Genomic DNA, 16,465 nt, shown 5'->3' on the forward strand with positions numbered 1-16,465 from the left:
GCACGCGCAGCAGCCCCTGTAGGAGCGCGCTCGCGCGCGATGCGCGGACGGGCAGGGCGTCAGTCATGCCCGATCGCGGCCGAGGCCGCGTCTGCTCGTGCGGCATCCCGGCACGTCTGCGGTGATGGAGGCGCGCGCGCCGATCGGCTAGCGTGAGCGCTTCGCACGTGGAGCCCCGATGGCCGACGCCGACATCGCCCACCACGCCGCGCTCGATGCGCGCATGGTCGCCGCCGCGCGCGGCGTCCGCCTGCTGAGCCTTGCCAGCTGGTCGCCGGCGGTCCAGCAGCGCTTTCTCGCCGCGTTCGAGGGCGGGCGCCGTGTGCTTCCCGAGGTGACGTATCCCGCGCTCGACTTCAGCGACGCGCGCCGCGAGCTCGCCGCGATCGGCGCGGCCGCCGATCCGGCGCATCCGCTCGGCGCCTATCTGCTCGAGTCCACCCGGGCCTGGGACACCGCCGCGCAGCTGCTCGAAGCACTCGGCACGCCGGCGGTCACCGCGCATGCGATCGCGCTCTACGGGCGCCCCGATGTGCCCGTGCCCGGCAGCGCCGCGACCACCTGCGACGCGGCGCGGCACTTCATCCGCATCGCCGACGAACTCGATCCCGGTCTCCTCGCCGAGGCCGACATCGACGCGCCGACGCTGCAGGCGCAGCTGCAGCACGATCTGGACGCGTTCTTCGGCGAGCGCGTGATCGCGGTCGAACTCGATGCCGGGATGATCGCCAAGGCCGCGGCCGGTGCCTACCGGCTGCGTCTGCGCGCCGATGCCCTGTACTCGATCCACGACCGCGGCCAGCTGCTGCAGCACGAGGCTTTCGTGCATTCGCTGACCGCGCTCAACGGCCGCGCGCAGACCGTGCTGCCCAGCCTGGCGATGGCCTCGCCGCGCACTACCTGCACCCAGGAAGGTCTTGCGGTGCTGGCCGAGCAGATCACCGGGCACATCGACATCGCGCGCATGAAACGCATCAGCCTGCGCACCGAGGCCATCGCGCAGGCACTGGCCGGGGCCGATTTCCTCGAAGTGTTCGACGTCTTCCACGGCGCCGGCCAGGACGCGGCCGAAAGCTTCGCCTCGGCCCAGCGCGTGTTCCGCGGCGTGCCGCTGACCGGCGGCCATGCCTTCACCAAGGACGCGGTCTACCTGCGCGGGCTGATCCACGTGCACACCTTCTTCCGTCAGTCGCTGGCCCAGCGCGCGCTGCCGCGGTGCAGGCAGTTGTTCGCCGGCAAGATGACGCTCGACGACGTGCAGCGCTTCGCGCCGATGTTCGACGCCGGCGTGATCGCGCCGCCGCGCTGGCTGCCGCCGTGGCTGGCCCACGCCGGCGGCGTGGCCGGCATGCTCGCGTTCTCGCTGTTCGCCAACCGCATCCGGCTCGACCGGCTGTAGCACGGCCTCAGAGGCCGAACACCGGCGCCTCGCGACCGGAATGCAGCACGCGCACGCTGTCGCCGAGGGTGTGGGGGTCGGCGCCGGCGAGCAGCGCCTGCAGGCGCTGGCGGTCGGGCGCCGTGCCGGGGACCACACCCACCCAGGCGTTGCGACCCGCCGCCTTCGCCGCGTAGAGGCAGCGATCGGCAAGTGCGCTGGTCTGCTGCCAGTCGCCGAGCGCCGGCCACGCGGCCGAGAACGGCCATGGCGCGAAGCCGATCGAGCAGGTGATCGACGGCGCTGCGCCGTGGCTCAGCGTCATCGGCTCGGCCGCCACCGCCGCGCGGATGCGTTCGGCCAGCCGCGACGCGGCCTCGGCATCGCCGAGCCGGGTGACCAGCACGAATTCCTCACCGCCCCAGCGCACCAGCAGGTCGCCTTCGCGGCACAGCGCGCGCAGCCGCTGGGCGAACTGCACCAGCACTTCGTCGCCGGCCTGGTGCCCGTGGCCGTCGTTGATGCGCTTGAACGCATCGATGTCGAGCATGAAGAAGACCAACGTCTCGGCGCCGCCACCCGTGCCCAGGCGCTCGATCACCCGGCCCGACTCGCGCGCCAGCCAGTCCTGCAGCTCGCGGCGATTGGCGACGTGGGTCAGCGGGTCGAGGCGGTTGGCCGCGTCGAGCTGGACGTTGCTCTGCTGCAGCTGCTGGTTGGCCTGCTCCAGCTGCGCGGTGCGCTCGGCGACGGTGCGGTTGAGCAGGTCGACCTGCTCACGCTCGCGGCGCACCGCCTGGCGCGTGCGGGCCACCGCCAGGCCGAGGGCGAGCAGCGCGACCAGCCCGTAGAGCGCATAGGCGACGGGATGCCGCCACAGCGGCGGCGGCATGTCGATGGTCAGGCTGCGCGACGGGCCGAACTCGCCGTCCCGCCCGGCCGCCTGCACCTCGAGCCGGTAGCGCCCGGCCGGCAGGTGGTTGAGCGAGATCTCGGCGCGCGCCTGGTGCGGATACAGCCAGCCGCTGTGCAGCCCGTGCACCCGGTAGCGCACCTGGGCGGCGGCCGGCGCGAGGAAGTCGATCGCGGTCATGCCGATGGTGAACACGCTGTCCTCGCTGTCGAGGGTGATCGACGGCGCATAGACGATGTCGGTCTCGCTGTTGCTGCGGGCCTCGGCGTCACTGGGCCGGCTCAGCAGCTGCAGCGCGGTCAGCACCGGCCGCGCCGGCGCGCTGCGTCGCGGCAGCTGCAGCGGCGCGATCGCGTCCAGGCCCTGGGTGCCGCCGAAATACAGCAGGCCGCCCGGATCGGCGAATGCCGCGCCGCTGTTGTATTCCTGGTTGTGCAGGCCGTCGCGCCGGCCGATGTTCTGCACGATGCCGGTGGCCGGGTCGAAGACGCTGAGCCCGAGGTTCGTGCTGACCCACAGCCGGTCCATCGCGTCGGGCAGGATGCGGTAGACCACGTTGTTGGTCAGCCCGTCGCGCTCGCTGAAGGCGGTGGTGGCACCGGTCGCGCGGTCGATGCGGTAGAGGCCGGCGCCGAAGCTGCCGGCCCAGATGGCCGTCGCGTCGGGATGCAGCGCCCAGATCGAGGGATGCAGGCCGGCGCCGGACGGCTCGATGCGCGCCAGGCGCCCGTCGCGGTGTCGCCACAGGCCGCGTGTGTTGCTGCCGATCAGCAGCGTGCCGTCGATGTCCCGCACCAGCGTGGTGATCATGTCGCCGGCCAGGGGGTCGAGCGCCGGATCGGGGGTCACCCGGCCAGCGCGCAGGTGTTCGAGGCCGCCGCGCGTGCCCACCCACAGCGTGTCGTCGACCCGCAGCAGGGCGTCGATGCGCGAATCCCGCAGGCCGTCGATCCGCGCCACGCGACCATCGGCGTGCAGCCGCCACAGGCCGGACAGCGTGCCGATCCACCAGCCCTCGTCGGCCGCGGGCACCACCGCGCGCACGGACACGCCCTCGAGCGCCGCCACGCCCACCCACGGCGCGCCCGTGCGGCTGCGCCGGCGCAGCCCGCTGTCGGTGCCGATCAGCATCTCGCTGCCGCCGCCGCGCCAGACCGCACGCACGCTGTGGCTGGGCCAGTCGTCCATCGCGCCGGTGCCGGCGGCATCCGAGCGGATCACCGCCGCGAGCGGCCGCACCCGGTACAGGCCCGAGGTGTAGGTGCCGATCCACCACGCGCCGCTGGCGGTCTGGTGGAAGCGGGTGATGGCGCTGCTCGGCGGCCGGTCGAACTGCAGGCGCTGCGGCTGCGCCTGGCCCGGGCGCAGATGGAGCACGTCGCCATTGCCGAAGCCGACCAGGATGCGGCCGTCGTCGAGCCGGATCATCGTCGTCGGGCCGGTGCCCGCGCCCGCGCTCGCCAGCGTCCAGTGCCGCTGCGGCCGGCCGTCGGTATCGAGCTGGTGCAGGCCGGTGTCGGCGAGCACCCACAGGCCTTCGGGGCCGCTCTGCAGGGACATGCAGCGTCGCGCGCCGGCCAGGGCCGGCAGCGGCGTCAGCGTCTCGGCCGTCGCCGCCCACAGCCGGCAGGCCGCGTCCAGCGCCACCGGCTCGCGGCGCGCCTGCGACCAGGCCAGGCCGACCACCTCGGCCGTCGCACCGAGGCGGCGCACGCCCGCCACTTCGGCGTCGACATGGTCCACGCCGGTCTCGGTGCCGAGCCACGCGCCACCGGCGGGGTCGAGCAGCAGCTGGGTCACGCGCACGTGCGACAGGCCCTGCGCCGGGCCCAGGCGGTAATGGGTCCAGGTCGGCAGGTGCACGACTTCCAGCCCGGAATCGTTGGTGCCCAGCCACATCCGTGAGCGCGCCGGCTCGAACGCCAGGCTGTCGACGCTGCTGCTGGCCAGGCCCGGGTCGGGCGCGCCGGGCTCGGCGTGGTGGCGGTAGGTGCGGAAGCGGTGGCCGTCGAAGCGGTTCAGGCCGTCCTGCGTGGCCACCCACAGAAAGCCCTGGTCGTCGCCGCTCATCGCCGAGACCGTCAACTGCGACAGGCCCTCGTCGAGCCCGTACATCTCAAGGCTCAGCTGCGGCATGACCTCCGGCGCCTGTGCGGCGGCGATCGGCATCCACGCGGTGCCCAGCAACGCGAGCACCGCGCACAGCGGCCCGCGGTGCAGGCGGCCGGGCGTGGCGACGGCGATGGCGGACGGACTGCGCACGGGAACGGCGGGGGTTCAAAGGACCGGGTTCCAGTGTGCATGCCAGAACCGTGCCAGTCCTGCGGTCGGCGGCCATGCCAGACTGTCGCCATGACGATTCCGACGATCCTGGTCGCCGACGATCATCCGCTGCTGCGCGCCGCGGTGCTGCACGCGCTGCGCGACGGGCTGGGCGACCTGCGCGCGGTCGAGGCCGCCAGCGCCTCGGCGCTCGCGCCGGCGCTCGAGGCCCATCCGGACATCGACCTGGTGTTGCTCGACCTGGCGATGCCCGGCGCGCGCGGCCTGTCGTCGCTGGTCTGGCTGCGCGGCGAGCGCCCGGAGCTGCCGGTCGTCGTGATCTCGTCCAACGACCATCCGCCCACCGTGCGTCGGGTGCAGCAGTTCGGCGCCGCCGGTTTCATCTCCAAGTCCGCGCCGGCCGAATCGATCGGTCAGGCGGTGGCCGCGGTGCTCGACGGCGGCAGCTGGTTTCCGCCGCTGACCGCCGAGCGCTCGGAGGACGACGCGCGCCTCGCCGCGCGCCTGGCCCGGCTCACGCCGCAGCAGTTCCGGGTGCTGATGGCGCTGGCCGACGGCCTGCTCAACAAGCAGATCGCGCACCAGCTCGGCCTGGCCGAGAACACCGTCAAGGTCCACGTCACCGCGATCCTGCGCAAGCTCGAATGCACCAGCCGCACCCAGGCCGCGGTGCTGGTCAAGGCGCTGGAGCGGGGAGACGAGGCGTAGCCGGCCGATCGATCGCGAGACACCCGGACCCGTCGCCCCAGCGGCTTTCAACAGGCGCATGTCTGGTCACGCTGGGGCCCATTTTGATGTGCGCGTAAAGCCTCGAAATCAAACTGGATAACCCGCCATTCGACGGTTGAAGCGCGTTTTCCAGCGTGTGCCGAAATGACGTGCGGACGTCGTCGGGCGGCCGATCGCGTGTTCGACCTCCGCCTGGGCGTGCGATGGCCCTCAATACTCCCGCAACCGCATCTGCGTCATCAGTGCACGTAACGCGGGTGCGCGTACCGGCTTCGACAGGAATCCCTGGCCCGCGTCACGCGCCTGCGCACGCAGCGCGGGGTCGGCGTCGCCGGCGACCAGGATCGCCAGCGGCACCGCATGCCAGCGCGCGCACAGGCTGTCGAACAAGCCCGGGCCGTGGGGATCGCCCAGGTGCACGTCGAGCAGCACGATGTCCGGCGTGTCGCCGCGCACCGCCGCGGCGAGTGCGCCCGGTGCGCCGTCGGCGAATGCGACCTCGCAGTCCCAGCGCTCCAGCAGCTGCCGGATTGCGGCGCAGGCCTGCGCGTCGTCGTCGACCACCCAGACGCGGCAGCCGCGCAGCGGCGTGTCGTCGTCGGCCGTCACCGGCGTCGGCGTCGCCTCGACCGGCGGCTGCAGCGGCGCCTGCGCGCGCGGCACCGCCACGCGGAACACGCTGCCGCTGCCGGGCCGCGAGCGCAGGTCGACGCGATGGCCGAGCAGGCGCGCGATGCGGTCGACGATCGCCAGCCCCAGGCCCGCGCCGCGGTCGCCGGCGCCGCCGTCGTCGAGCCGGCGGAATTCTTCGAAGATCTCGCGCTGCCGGTTCGGCGGAATGCCCGGGCCGGTGTCGTGCACCTCGATCCACAGCCGCTCGCCGTCGCGGCGCACGCCGAGCACGATGCGGCCGCGCGCGGTGTAGCGCACCGCGTTCGACAGGAAGTTCTGCACCAGACGGCGCAACAGCGTGGGGTCGCTGCGCACCCAGGCCGTGGTCGGTACGTGGTCGAAGCGCAGGCTGCGGGCCTGTGCCAGCACGCCGGTCTCGCACGCCAGCGCCTCGAGCAGCGGGCCCAGCGCGAGATCGTGCACGTCGGTCTTCAACGTGCCGGTTTCCATGCGCGACAGGTCGAGCAGGCTGGCGAGGATGCCGTCCTGCGCCGACAGCGCACCGTCGATGTTGTCGAGCAGCGTGCGCGTGTCCTCGCCCGACAGCCGCGCGCGCAGGCCGGCGACGAACATCCGCGCGGCGTTGAGCGGCTGCAGCAGGTCGTGCACCGCGGCGGCGGCGAAGCGGCCCTTGTAGCGGTTCGCGGCTTCGGCCTCGGCGCGCGCCTGTTCCAGGTCCGCGGTGCGCTCGACGATGCGCTGCTCCAGCGCGTCGGCCAGCGAGCGCAGGTCGCGCGCGGTGGTCGCGTAGGCGGTGATGTCGGCGTAGCTGGTGACGAAGCCGCCCTCGGGCAACGGATTGCCGCGGATCTCCAGCACCGTGCCGTCGTCCTTCTCGCTCTCGCGCATGTGCGGGCGGCCGCTGCGCAGGTGGTCGAGCCGGCGCTGGATCGCGTCCTCCACCGGCCCCGGGCCGAGCAGGCCGCGCCGTGCGTTGTAGCGGAACACCGCCTCGATCGACGTGCCCACCTGCACCAGGTCCGGCGGAAAGCGGAACAGCTCGATGTAACGCGCGTTCCACGCGACGATGCGCAGGTCCGCGTCGATGATCACCACGCCCTGCGGCAGGTGCGCCAGACGCCGGCTCAGGCCGGTGTCGGCCTCCTGGGCGGCCGACACCAGGCCGTCCTGTGCGCTGCGCAGTTCCTCGGCGTGGTGGCGGATCAGGGTTTCCAGCTCGGCGCGGCTGCGCTGGCGCAGCGCGGCCAGGCGCAGGCGCTGCTGCAGGAACAGGGTCAGGAAGACCAGCGCGGCCCAGGACGCGCCGGCGATCGTCGCCCACTCACGGCCCGCGGCCGCGATCGGCGCCGCGTCCTGCAGCAGATGCAGGGTCCAGTCGGTGTCGGCCACCGGCGCGCGCTGCCACAGCCACTGGCCGGGCATCGCCGGCATTTCGATGCGCACCACCGCGCCGTGCGCGCCGGCGCGGCGCAGCACCTCGCCCGCGTAGGCGCGCAGCCGCTCGCCCTCGTACTGGCGGGTCGCGACGAGCTCCTGGCGCGCGGCGCCATCCAGCGGCGTGAGCACGCGATAGCGCCACGCCGGACGGCTGGCGAGAAACACCACATCGTGCGCATCGCTGGCCAGCACCAGATCACCGTCGCCCGGCCACGTGCGCTCGATCGCGGCCAGCTCGATCTTGATCACGATGACGCCGACCGCGCGGCCGCTGTCGTCGCGCAGGGCTTCGGACAGGAAGTAGCCGGGCACCGACGTGGTCACACCGATGCCGTAGAAGCGCCCGTGCCCGTCGCGCAGCGCCTGCTGCACATAGGGTCGGAACGCGTAGTTCTCGCCGACGTTGCTGGTGGCGTCGCGCCAGTTGCTCGCGGCGATCGCGATGCCGCGGGCGTCGATCAGCGTCAGCGTCGAGGCGCGCGTGGTGCGGTTGGCGTCTTCGAGGCGCGCGTTGAGGCGCGCCCGGGTGGCGGCATCGACCGGTGCGGCCACGGCGGCGCGCAGGTCGGGGTCCAGGGCGAGCACCTGGGGCAGGGCCCGGTAGCGCTCGATGCGTTGGTTGAGCGCCTGCGCCTGCAGGTCCAGCTGTTGCGCCGCCTGCGCCGATTGCGCGTCCAGCGCACGGCGCCCACCTTCGCGATAGCCCAGGCCGGCGACCAGCACCAGCCCGCCGCAGCCGACCAGCACGGTCAGCAGCAGGCGGCGCAGGCGCGGTCGGGGTCGCATCACGCCAGTGTAGGCGCGCGGCGTCCGCGACCGGTCAGAAGTGCACCTGGGCGCGCAGTTCGACCGCGTCCGGACGGGTGGTCACGCCGTTGCGGGTGGCGTTGACGCGCACGTAGTTCGCCTGCAGCTTGAAGTGCGAGGTCAGGTACCAGTTCGCGCCGAAGGTCCAGTCGTGCTGGCGACCACCGCCCACCGGGCCGTCGTCGAGATCGAGCGTGCTGTAGCGCGCGGCGAGTTCGACCGCGCCGTAGCCGTGCGCCGGCTTCGGATTGGCGACGTTGCCGGCCGAATACGGGCGGCTTTCCCCGGTCAGCAGCCAGCTCGCGGACAGGTAACCGCCGTCGGCGCGGTAATCGGCCCGGCCGTCGTCACGCGCGATGTCGGCGCGCAGCAGTTCGGACTGCAGCGAGACCGGCCCCTTGATCCAGATGCCTTCCAGGCCCGTGCGGCGGATGTGGCCGACCGGCGCGAGGCTGCCCGAATCGATCAGGCGCACATCGGTCAGGCCCGAGCCCGGCCGTGTACGCAGGCGCGCGGTCGGCGCGAACTGCACGCCGCGGCCGTCGGTCCAGCCCTGCGGGTTCTCGCGCGAGGCGGCGATGCCCAGGTGCAGCACGTCGCCGGCGGCCTTGCGCGGCGTCCACGCGGCGCGTGCGGCGTAGGTCTGGCCGGGGTTGTCGCCCTGCAGATCCTGGCCGCCGTAGCCGCCGAGCTGGAACAGCGCCCGGTCCTGCTCGAGCGTCCATTCCACGCCGGTGCGGCGGCCCTGGTAGATCGCCTGGATCGGTGCCGCCAGTTCCATGAACGTGCCCGCGCGCGAGCTGGTGACGCCTTCCAGACCGACCGGCACCTTCATGTAGCCCACGCGCAGCTTGCCGAGATCACGGTCGAAGAAGTGCGTGCTGTCGACGCGCACGAACACGTCGAGCCAGGCCTTGGACTCGAAGTCGAAATAGACCATCGCATCCCAGACGCCGGCCTTCTTGATCGTCGCGCCGAACTCGCGGCGGCGCATGCCGTCGGCGTCGACCAGGCGCGGATCGCCGCTGAAATCCACGGTGTCCCAGGCGAAGTTGCCGGTCAACGCGAGTTCGGTGCCGTCGGCGAGTTTGGTTTTTGTGGGCCAGTTCTCGATGTCGTAGGCGAGGGCCGGCGCGGACGCGGCGAGCAGGGCGGCACAACAGGCAATCAGGCGCATTGGAACGGAATCCTGGAAAAAGACGGAACAGGCGGCGCGCGTCAGGCGCGCGCCGGGGCGGGAAGGCGGCCGGTATCGGCCAGACGGAAGGTGGCCACCGCGCGGGTGAGCTGCTGGGCCTGGTCGGCCAGGCTGCGCGCGGCGGCCGTGGCTTCTTCCACCAGCGCGGCGTTCTGCTGGGTGGTTTCGTCGAGCTGCATCACCGTCTGGTTGACCTGGTCGATGCCGGAGGACTGTTCCTGCGACGCGGCGCTGATCTCGGCCATGATCTCGGTCACCCGGTCCACCGACGTCAGCACCTGCGCCATGGTGTTGCCGGCGACCGCGACCTGGCTCGACCCCTCGCGCACGCGCGAGACCGATTCGCCGATCAGCTGCTTGATCTCGCGCGCGGCCTCGGCCGAACGCTGCGCCAGCGTGCGCACCTCGCTGGCGACGACCGCGAAGCCACGGCCCTGCTCGCCGGCGCGCGCGGCTTCCACCGCGGCGTTGAGGGCCAGGATGTTGGTCTGGAACGCGATGCCGTCGATCACGCCGATGATCGCGCCGATGCGTGCGGATGCGGCATCGATCGAGGCCATCGTGGCGACCACCTGCTCGACCGCGCGCCCGCCTTCGCCTGCGACCTCGGCCGCGCTGCGCGCCAGTTCGTTGGCCTGCCGTGCGTGGTCGGCGTTCTGGCGCACGGTGGAGGTCAGCTCCTCCATCGAGGCCGCGGTTTCCTCGAGATTGGCCGCCTGGCTTTCGGTGCGGCGCGAGAGGTCATCGTTGCCGGCAGCGATCTCGCCCGCGGCGGTGTCGATCGACAGCGCCGACTGCTGGATGCCGCGCACCACGTCGGTCAGCTGCGCCACGGTGCGGTTGGCATCGTCGGCGAGCTGGCCGAATGCGCCGTAGTAACGCGCGTCCACGCGCTGCGACAGATCGCCGTCGGCGATCGCGCCCATGATCCGGCCCACATCCGACAGGCCGCCGTCGGCCTGCTGCATCAGGCGGTTCAACGCCTCGATCATCTCGGCGAAGGCGAAGCTGTAACGCGACTGGTCGCCGCGCGCGCTGAAATCGCCGCGTGCAGCGGCTTCCGCCAGATGGGCGATCTCGCCGTTGACCGCACCCATGTTCGCCTTCACCGCATCCAGCGCCTCGTGCAGCCGCGCGCGCTGGCCCGGCAGGCGGCGCATGTCGCGGCTCAGATCGCCCTGGCCGTACTCGTCCATCACCGCCATCGCGTCGGCGATCGCGTCCAGATGCTCGAACACCACCGTGTTCACGCCGCGCGCCAGCGCGCCGTAATCACCCGGGAAATCCTCGGGAATGCGGTGGCCGATGTTCTCGCCCTGCTGCAGCGCGATCAGCGTGCCCATCTCGCGGTTGAAGCGCTGCAGCTGCTCCTGCATCTGGCGCATGCTCGCCATCAGCTGGCCGGTCTCGTCGCGCGAGCGGACCTCGATCACGTTGTCGAAGCGGCCCGCGGCGATCGCTTCGGCCGTCTGCGTGGCGGCGCGCAGCGGGGTGACGATGGCGCGTCCGATCAGCCACGACAGGCCGGCCATCGCGAGCATCACCAGGCCGCCGATCAAGGCCATCAGGCGGGTGAAGGCCAGGGCCTGCTGCTGGATGTCGTCGGCGTACACGCCCATCGCCACGATCCAGCCCCACTCCTCGAAGGTCTGGGCGTAGCTGATCTTCTCGAACTGGCCGTCGTGGCCCGGCTTCGGTGCGTGGTAGGTCGAGAACCCGTCGCCTGCGGTCACCGTCTCCAGGATGTCGCGGTAGACGTACTGGCCCGCGTCGCTCTGGTAGTCACGCATGTCGGTTCCCGTGGCGCGGCTGGGATGCATGACGATGTGCAACTGCGGATCCACGACGAAGTAGTAGTCGGTGCCGTCGTTGGTGCGGATCGCGCCGAGTGCGCCGAGCGCCAGCGCCTGGGCCTGTTCCGTCGTCAGCTCGCCGCTGCGGGCTTTGGCGGCGTAATGCTCGACGACGCTCAGGCCGGTATCGATCTGGATCTTCACGCTCTGCTTGCGCGCATCCACCAGTTCCAGGTACTGCAGCCGCGCGGCGGAAACGGCCAGGCCGAGAATGCCCAGCGCGAGCACCGCGCACAGCAGGACGAACTTCTTCGCGACGGGCAGATCCGCGAGACGGCGATGGAGAGGCGTGAGCAGATTCATGGCGGCGCAACGTCGTGAAGGATGTGTGATATCGGCGCAAGCCGCGGGCGCTGAAGTGCGGAAATCTGAACGCCGCTGATGGGGCTCGGCGCAGTCTAGGCATCGAACGCATGCGCCAGTGCCTGTCTAACTCGAAGGCATTAGCCCACGTGCGCATTAACACCAACGGGCTATCGGCGGCGACGCAACACAGGCGTACAAACGCGTCGCCAAGCCTCCGCATCCGCGGCAAGGCGCCCACCGGACACGTCGCCATGCACGCCATTCCGTCCAATGTTCCGGCCGCGCCGCGGCTGCCCTGGTATCGCCAGCTCTACGCACAGGTGTTGATCGCGATCGCGCTCGGCGCGCTGCTCGGGCACGTCGAACCCGCGTTCGCCGAACAGCTCAAGCCGCTCGGCGATGCCTTCATCAAGCTGGTCAAGATGATCATCGCGCCGGTGATCTTTTTGACCATCGTCACCGGCATCGCCGGCATGACCCAGCTGCGCACGGTGGGCCGGGTGTTCGCCAAGTCGATGGCCTACTTCCTGTTCTTCTCCACGCTGGCGCTGGTGATCGGCATGGTGGTCGCGCACATCGTGCAGCCGGGCGTGGGCATGAACATCGATCCGGCCTCGCTCGACACCGCCGCGGTCGAGGGCTACGTGCAGAAATCGCACGAGATGACGCTCACCGGCTTCCTGCTCGACATCATTCCCGGCACCCTGGTCGGCGCATTCGTCGACGGCAACATCCTGCAGGTGCTCTTCATCGCGGTGCTGTTCGGCATCGCGCTGGCGCTGGTGGGCGAGACCGGCAAGCCGGTCCTCGCGTTTCTCGAATCGCTGACCGTGCCGGTGTTCAAGCTGGTGCACATCCTGATGAAGGCCGCGCCGATCGGCGCGTTCGGCGCGATCGCTTTCACCATCGGCAAGTACGGGCTGGCGTCGCTGGCGAACCTGGCGTGGCTGGTCGGCACGTTCTACGTCAGCGCCGCGCTGTTCGTCATCGTGATCCTGGGCGCGGTGTCGCGCGCCTGCGGGTTTTCGATCTTCAAGCTGATCCGCTATCTGAAGGCCGAACTGCTGCTGGTGCTGGGCACGTCGTCGTCGGAGTCCGCGCTGCCGTCGCTGATGGAGAAGATGGAAAAAGCCGGCTGCCAGAAGTCGGTCGTCGGCCTGGTCGTGCCGACCGGTTATTCGTTCAACCTCGACGGCACCAATCTCTACATGACGCTGGCCGCGCTGTTCATCGCCCAGGCGACCAACACCGAACTCACGCTGTGGCAGCAGGTCACGCTGCTGCTGGTCGCGATGCTCAGTTCCAAGGGCGCGGCGGGCGTCACCGGTGCAGGCTTCATCACGCTCGCCGCCACGCTGTCGGTGGTGCCGACGGTGCCGGTCGCCGGCATGGCGCTGATCCTCGGCATCGACCGCTTCATGAGCGAGTGCCGCTCGATCACCAACTTCATCGGCAATGCCGTGGCCACGGTCGTCGTCTCGCGCTGGGAAGGCGCGCTCGACCGCGACGCGCTGGCCGCGGCGCTCGACGGCCGGCCGGCCCCCGTACTGGCGGCACCCGATCCCGCCGCAGGCCCCGGCGATCGCGGCGTGCTCGCCCTCGACTGAGCACATCGGGCCGCCCGACCATCCGCCCGCGTCCGGCCCCGACGCGGGCGCAGGGTTAGAATCCTGTCCCGCGCCATTTTTTCCAGAGCAGACTCCCCGCCGATGTCCAACGACGAATTCCGCCAGGCCGCCCTCGACTATCACCGTTCGTCGCCGCCGGGCAAGATCACCGTCAGCGCGACCAAGCCGATGCTGACCCAGCGCGATCTGGCGCTGGCGTATTCGCCGGGCGTGGCCTTCGCCTGCGAGGAGATCGTCCGCGACCCCAACATGGCCAGCGAGCTCACCGCGCGCGGCAATCTTGTCGCGGTGATCTCCAACGGCACCGCGGTGCTGGGCCTGGGCAACATCGGCGCGCTGGCCGGCAAGCCGGTGATGGAAGGCAAGGGCGTGCTGTTCAAGAAGTTCGCCGGCATCGACGTGTTCGACATCGAAGTCGACGAGACCGATCCCGACAAACTGGTCGACATCATCGCCAGCCTCGAGCCGACCTTCGGCGGCATCAATCTCGAGGACATCAAGGCGCCGGAGTGCTTCATCGTCGAGCGCAAGCTGCGCGAGCGGATGAAGATCCCGGTGTTCCACGACGACCAGCACGGCACCGCGATCATCGTCGGCGCGGCGATCGTCAACGCGCTCGAGATCGCCGGCAAGCGCATCGAGGACGTCAAGTTCGCCACCACCGGCGCGGGCGCCGCGGGCATCGCCTGCCTCGACATGCTGGTGGCCCTGGGCCTGCGCCCCGAGAACATCCTGGCCTTCGACCGCGACGGCGTGATCCACAGCGGCCGCACCGATCTCGACGAGGCCAAGGCCCGCTACGCGCGCGACACGCCCGCGCGCACGCTGGCCGAGATCGTCGCCGGCGCCGACGTGTTCCTCGGCCTGTCGGCCGGCGGCATCCTCACGGCCGACATGGTCGCCACCATGGCGCCCAACCCGGTGATCCTGGCGCTGGCCAATCCCTATCCGGAAATCATGCCGGAGGAGGCCAAGCGCGTGCGCCCCGACGCGATCATCGCCACCGGCCGCTCGGACTACCCCAACCAGGTCAACAACGCGGTCTGCTTCCCCTACATCTTCCGCGGCGCGCTCGACGTCGGCGCCACCGGCATCAACGAGGCGATGAAGCTCGCCTGCGTGCATGCGATCGCCCAGCTGGCCAAGGAAGAAGCGAGCGATCTGGGCAGTGCCTACGGCGAGGAGATCCCGAGCTTCGGCCGCGACTACATCATTCCGCGTCCGTTCGACCCGCGCCTGTTGACCATCGTCGCGCCGGCCGTCGCCCAGGCGGCGATGGATTCGGGCGTCGCGCTGCGGCCGATGGACGACCTGCGCCCCTACCGCGAGAAGCTCGGCCAGTTCATCCACCGCACCGGCCTGGTCATGAAGCCGGTCTACGACCGCGCCCGCGGCGACCGCCAGCGCGTGGTCTACGCCGAGGGCGAGGAAGAGATCGTGCTGCGCGCGGTGCAGACCGTCGTCGACGAGGGCCTGGCCACGCCGATCCTCATCGGCCGGCCCGACGTCATCGACATGCGCATCCAGCGCCTCGGCCTGCGCCTGCGCGCGGGCGTCGATTTCGAACTCACCAACATCAACGACGACCCGCGCTTCAACGAGTACTGGCAGCACTACCACGCCATGACCGCGCGCCGCGGCGTCACCCCGGATTCGGCCAAGAACCTGCTGCGCTCGCGGCCCAGCCTGATCGCCGCGATCATGGTCGACCGCGGCGAGGCCGACGCGATGATCACCGGCCTCGTCGGCCGCTTCCACAAGAAGCTCGGCTACGTGCGCAGCGTGCTCGGTCTCGATCCGGGCCTGCAGAGCACCTCGGCGATGACCGGCGTGGTCAACGACCAGGGCCTGTGGTTCTTCGTCGACACCCACGTGCAGCCCGACCCGACCGCCGAGCAGATCGCCGAGAGCACCATCCAGGCCGCCTACCGACTGAAGCTGTTCGGCATCGAGCCGAAGATCGCGCTGTTGTCGCACTCCAACTTCGGCAGCCACGACGACCCGAGCGCCCGCAAGATGCGCGAGGTGCGCGAGATCCTCGTGCGCCGCGCGCCGAAGCTGGAATTCGACGGCGAGATGATGGGCGACACCGCGTGGGACGAGACCCTGCGCCGGCGCATGCTGCCCGAGACCACGCTCAGCGGCCGCGCCAACCTGTTCGTGTTCCCCAACATGGACGCGGCCAACATCACCTACAACATGATCCGGGTGATGACCGGCGGCGCCGCGCTCGGGCCGATCCTGATGGGCGTCAACAAGCCGGCCCACATCCTCACGCCGTCGGCCACGCCGCGCCGGGTGATCAACATGACCGCGATCGCCGCGGTCGACGCGCAGATCCGCAAGGCCCAGCTCGAAGGTTGACCGCTGCGCGAAGGTCCGCACGAAAAAGGCCGGTGCACTGCACCGGCCTTTTTCATGTCACGCAAAGCGAGACGCGACATCCGCGCGTGCGGCGATTCAGAGCGTCGGCAGCACCTGGCGCACCGTGTCCGGCAACTGGTCCAGCGCGTCCTTGTAGACCAGGCCGTCGCCGACCGGCAGTACCTCGCCAGGCAGGCCCATCACCGAGCCGGTCAGGAACACCACCGGCACGCCCGGACGCAGCGCCCGGGTGAGTTCCAGCGCCTCGGCGCCGGAAAAGCCGGGCAGGTTGACGTCCGACAGCACGATCTGCGGCGCGAACGCGTGCAGCGCTTCGCACAGCCCGGCCTCGCCGTGCACCAGGCGCACGTCGATCGCCATGCCCGCATCGAGCAGGGCCAGCTCGGTCAGCTCGGCGTCGTCGCGCGAATCGTCGACGATCAGCACGCGCAGGCGGCCATCCGGGGCCGGGGTGTCGTCCTGGGTCATGTGGCTCAGTCTTCGTCCGGCACTTCGTTGAGCACGGCCCAGAACTTGCCGAGCGTGCGCACCGCATCGAAGAACTGGTCCACGTCCACCGGCTTGACCACGTAGGCGTTCACGCCCAGGTCCCAGCTGCGGGCCAGATCGCTTTCCTCGCGCGACGACGACAGGATCACCACCGGCATGCGCTTGAGCGTCTCGTGGTCGCGCAGCTGCTTCAGCACTTCCAGGCCGTCCATGCGCGGCATCTTGATGTCGAGCAGCAGCACCGCCGGATCACCCTCGGGGCGGTCGGCGAACTTGCCGCGGCGGAACAGGTAGTCGATCGCCTCGACCCCGTCCTCCACGTGCACGATCGGATTGGCGAGGTGGGCCTCGCGCAGCGCATCGATCGCCATCTCGGCGTCGTGCGGGCTGTCCTCGGCGAGGAGGATCGTGCGGATTTCGCTCATG

Annotated in this window: 10 protein-coding genes; 4 read left to right on the forward strand and 6 right to left on the reverse strand. The window is 70.9% G+C overall.

All coding sequences use genetic code 11. The features are described 5' to 3' along the window. The first annotated feature begins 178 nt into the window (after nucleotides 1-178). A complete protein-coding gene (locus ACF3M1_RS01225) occupies nucleotides 179-1,399 on the forward strand; it encodes a flavohemoglobin expression-modulating QEGLA motif protein (protein ID WP_394003159.1) in 1,221 nt (406 codons plus the stop codon). 7 nt (nucleotides 1,400-1,406) lie between these two features. Here the strand turns inward: ACF3M1_RS01225 and ACF3M1_RS01230 are convergent, their stop codons facing one another. Then, nucleotides 1,407-4,553 (reverse strand): diguanylate cyclase domain-containing protein, encoded by a 3,147-nt coding sequence (locus ACF3M1_RS01230; protein ID WP_394003160.1) that lies wholly within the window; start codon nucleotides 4,551-4,553, stop codon nucleotides 1,407-1,409. Nucleotides 4,554-4,643: 90 nt separating this feature from the next. Here ACF3M1_RS01230 and ACF3M1_RS01235 point away from each other — a divergent pair, with 90 nt between their 5' ends. Then, on the forward strand, nucleotides 4,644-5,282 hold the full coding sequence (locus ACF3M1_RS01235; protein WP_394003161.1) for a response regulator: 639 nt from the start codon (nucleotides 4,644-4,646) through the stop codon (nucleotides 5,280-5,282). Nucleotides 5,283-5,513: 231 nt separating this feature from the next. Here the strand turns inward: ACF3M1_RS01235 and ACF3M1_RS01240 are convergent, their stop codons facing one another. Genes ACF3M1_RS01240 through ACF3M1_RS01250 form a run of 3 tightly spaced genes read right to left on the reverse strand, consistent with a single transcriptional unit; the run spans nucleotide 5,514 to nucleotide 11,534 of the window. Then, nucleotides 5,514-8,159: a PAS-domain containing protein gene (locus ACF3M1_RS01240; protein WP_394003163.1), complete on the reverse strand. Its 2,646-nt coding sequence runs from the start codon at nucleotides 8,157-8,159 to the stop codon at nucleotides 5,514-5,516. Nucleotides 8,160-8,193: 34 nt separating this feature from the next. Next, a complete protein-coding gene (locus tag ACF3M1_RS01245; protein WP_394003165.1) occupies nucleotides 8,194-9,357 on the reverse strand; it encodes an OprO/OprP family phosphate-selective porin in 1,164 nt (387 codons plus the stop codon). A 41-nt stretch (nucleotides 9,358-9,398) separates the two neighbouring features. Then, nucleotides 9,399-11,534, reverse strand: a complete 2,136-nt coding sequence (locus ACF3M1_RS01250; protein WP_394003166.1) for a methyl-accepting chemotaxis protein — start codon at nucleotides 11,532-11,534, stop codon at nucleotides 9,399-9,401. Between the two features lie 254 nt (nucleotides 11,535-11,788). On the opposite strand from ACF3M1_RS01250, the gene ACF3M1_RS01255 reads away from it, so the two are divergent. Continuing rightward, nucleotides 11,789-13,144, forward strand: coding sequence for a dicarboxylate/amino acid:cation symporter (locus ACF3M1_RS01255; protein WP_394003168.1), 1,356 nt, complete (start codon nucleotides 11,789-11,791; stop codon nucleotides 13,142-13,144). 102 nt (nucleotides 13,145-13,246) lie between these two features. Further along, entirely contained in the window at nucleotides 13,247-15,529 is a 2,283-nt protein-coding gene (locus ACF3M1_RS01260; protein WP_394003170.1) for an NADP-dependent malic enzyme, read from the forward strand. Nucleotides 15,530-15,625: 96 nt separating this feature from the next. On the opposite strand, the gene ACF3M1_RS01265 is transcribed toward ACF3M1_RS01260, so the two are convergent. Together ACF3M1_RS01265 and ACF3M1_RS01270 are read right to left on the reverse strand one after the other, a co-directional pair. Next, on the reverse strand, nucleotides 15,626-16,018 hold the full coding sequence (locus ACF3M1_RS01265) for a response regulator (protein WP_394003172.1): 393 nt from the start codon (nucleotides 16,016-16,018) through the stop codon (nucleotides 15,626-15,628). A 5-nt stretch (nucleotides 16,019-16,023) separates the two neighbouring features. After that, a complete protein-coding gene (locus ACF3M1_RS01270) occupies nucleotides 16,024-16,464 on the reverse strand; it encodes a response regulator (protein WP_394003174.1) in 441 nt (146 codons plus the stop codon). Between the last annotated feature and the right edge of the window lies 1 nt (nucleotide 16,465).

Origin of the sequence: Luteimonas sp. WGS1318, from assembly GCF_043187535.1 — a bacterium.
Lineage (GTDB): Bacteria > Pseudomonadota > Gammaproteobacteria > Xanthomonadales > Xanthomonadaceae > Luteimonas.

Bases quoted from the DNA above. Each gene is read 5' to 3' on its own strand.
- ACF3M1_RS01225 (WP_394003159.1), top strand. From the start codon at position 179: ATGGCCGACGCCGACATCGCCCACCACGCCGCGCTCGATGCGCGCATG.
- ACF3M1_RS01235 (WP_394003161.1), top strand. From the start codon at position 4,644: ATGACGATTCCGACGATCCTGGTCGCCGACGATCATCCGCTGCTGCGC.
- ACF3M1_RS01240 (WP_394003163.1), bottom strand. From the start codon at position 8,159: ATGCGACCCCGACCGCGCCTGCGCCGCCTGCTGCTGACCGTGCTGGTC.
- ACF3M1_RS01245 (WP_394003165.1), bottom strand. From the start codon at position 9,357: ATGCGCCTGATTGCCTGTTGTGCCGCCCTGCTCGCCGCGTCCGCGCCG.
- ACF3M1_RS01250 (WP_394003166.1), bottom strand. From the start codon at position 11,534: ATGAATCTGCTCACGCCTCTCCATCGCCGTCTCGCGGATCTGCCCGTC.
- ACF3M1_RS01255 (WP_394003168.1), top strand. From the start codon at position 11,789: ATGCACGCCATTCCGTCCAATGTTCCGGCCGCGCCGCGGCTGCCCTGG.
- ACF3M1_RS01260 (WP_394003170.1), top strand. From the start codon at position 13,247: ATGTCCAACGACGAATTCCGCCAGGCCGCCCTCGACTATCACCGTTCG.
- ACF3M1_RS01265 (WP_394003172.1), bottom strand. From the start codon at position 16,018: ATGACCCAGGACGACACCCCGGCCCCGGATGGCCGCCTGCGCGTGCTG.
- ACF3M1_RS01270 (WP_394003174.1), bottom strand. From the start codon at position 16,464: ATGAGCGAAATCCGCACGATCCTCCTCGCCGAGGACAGCCCGCACGAC.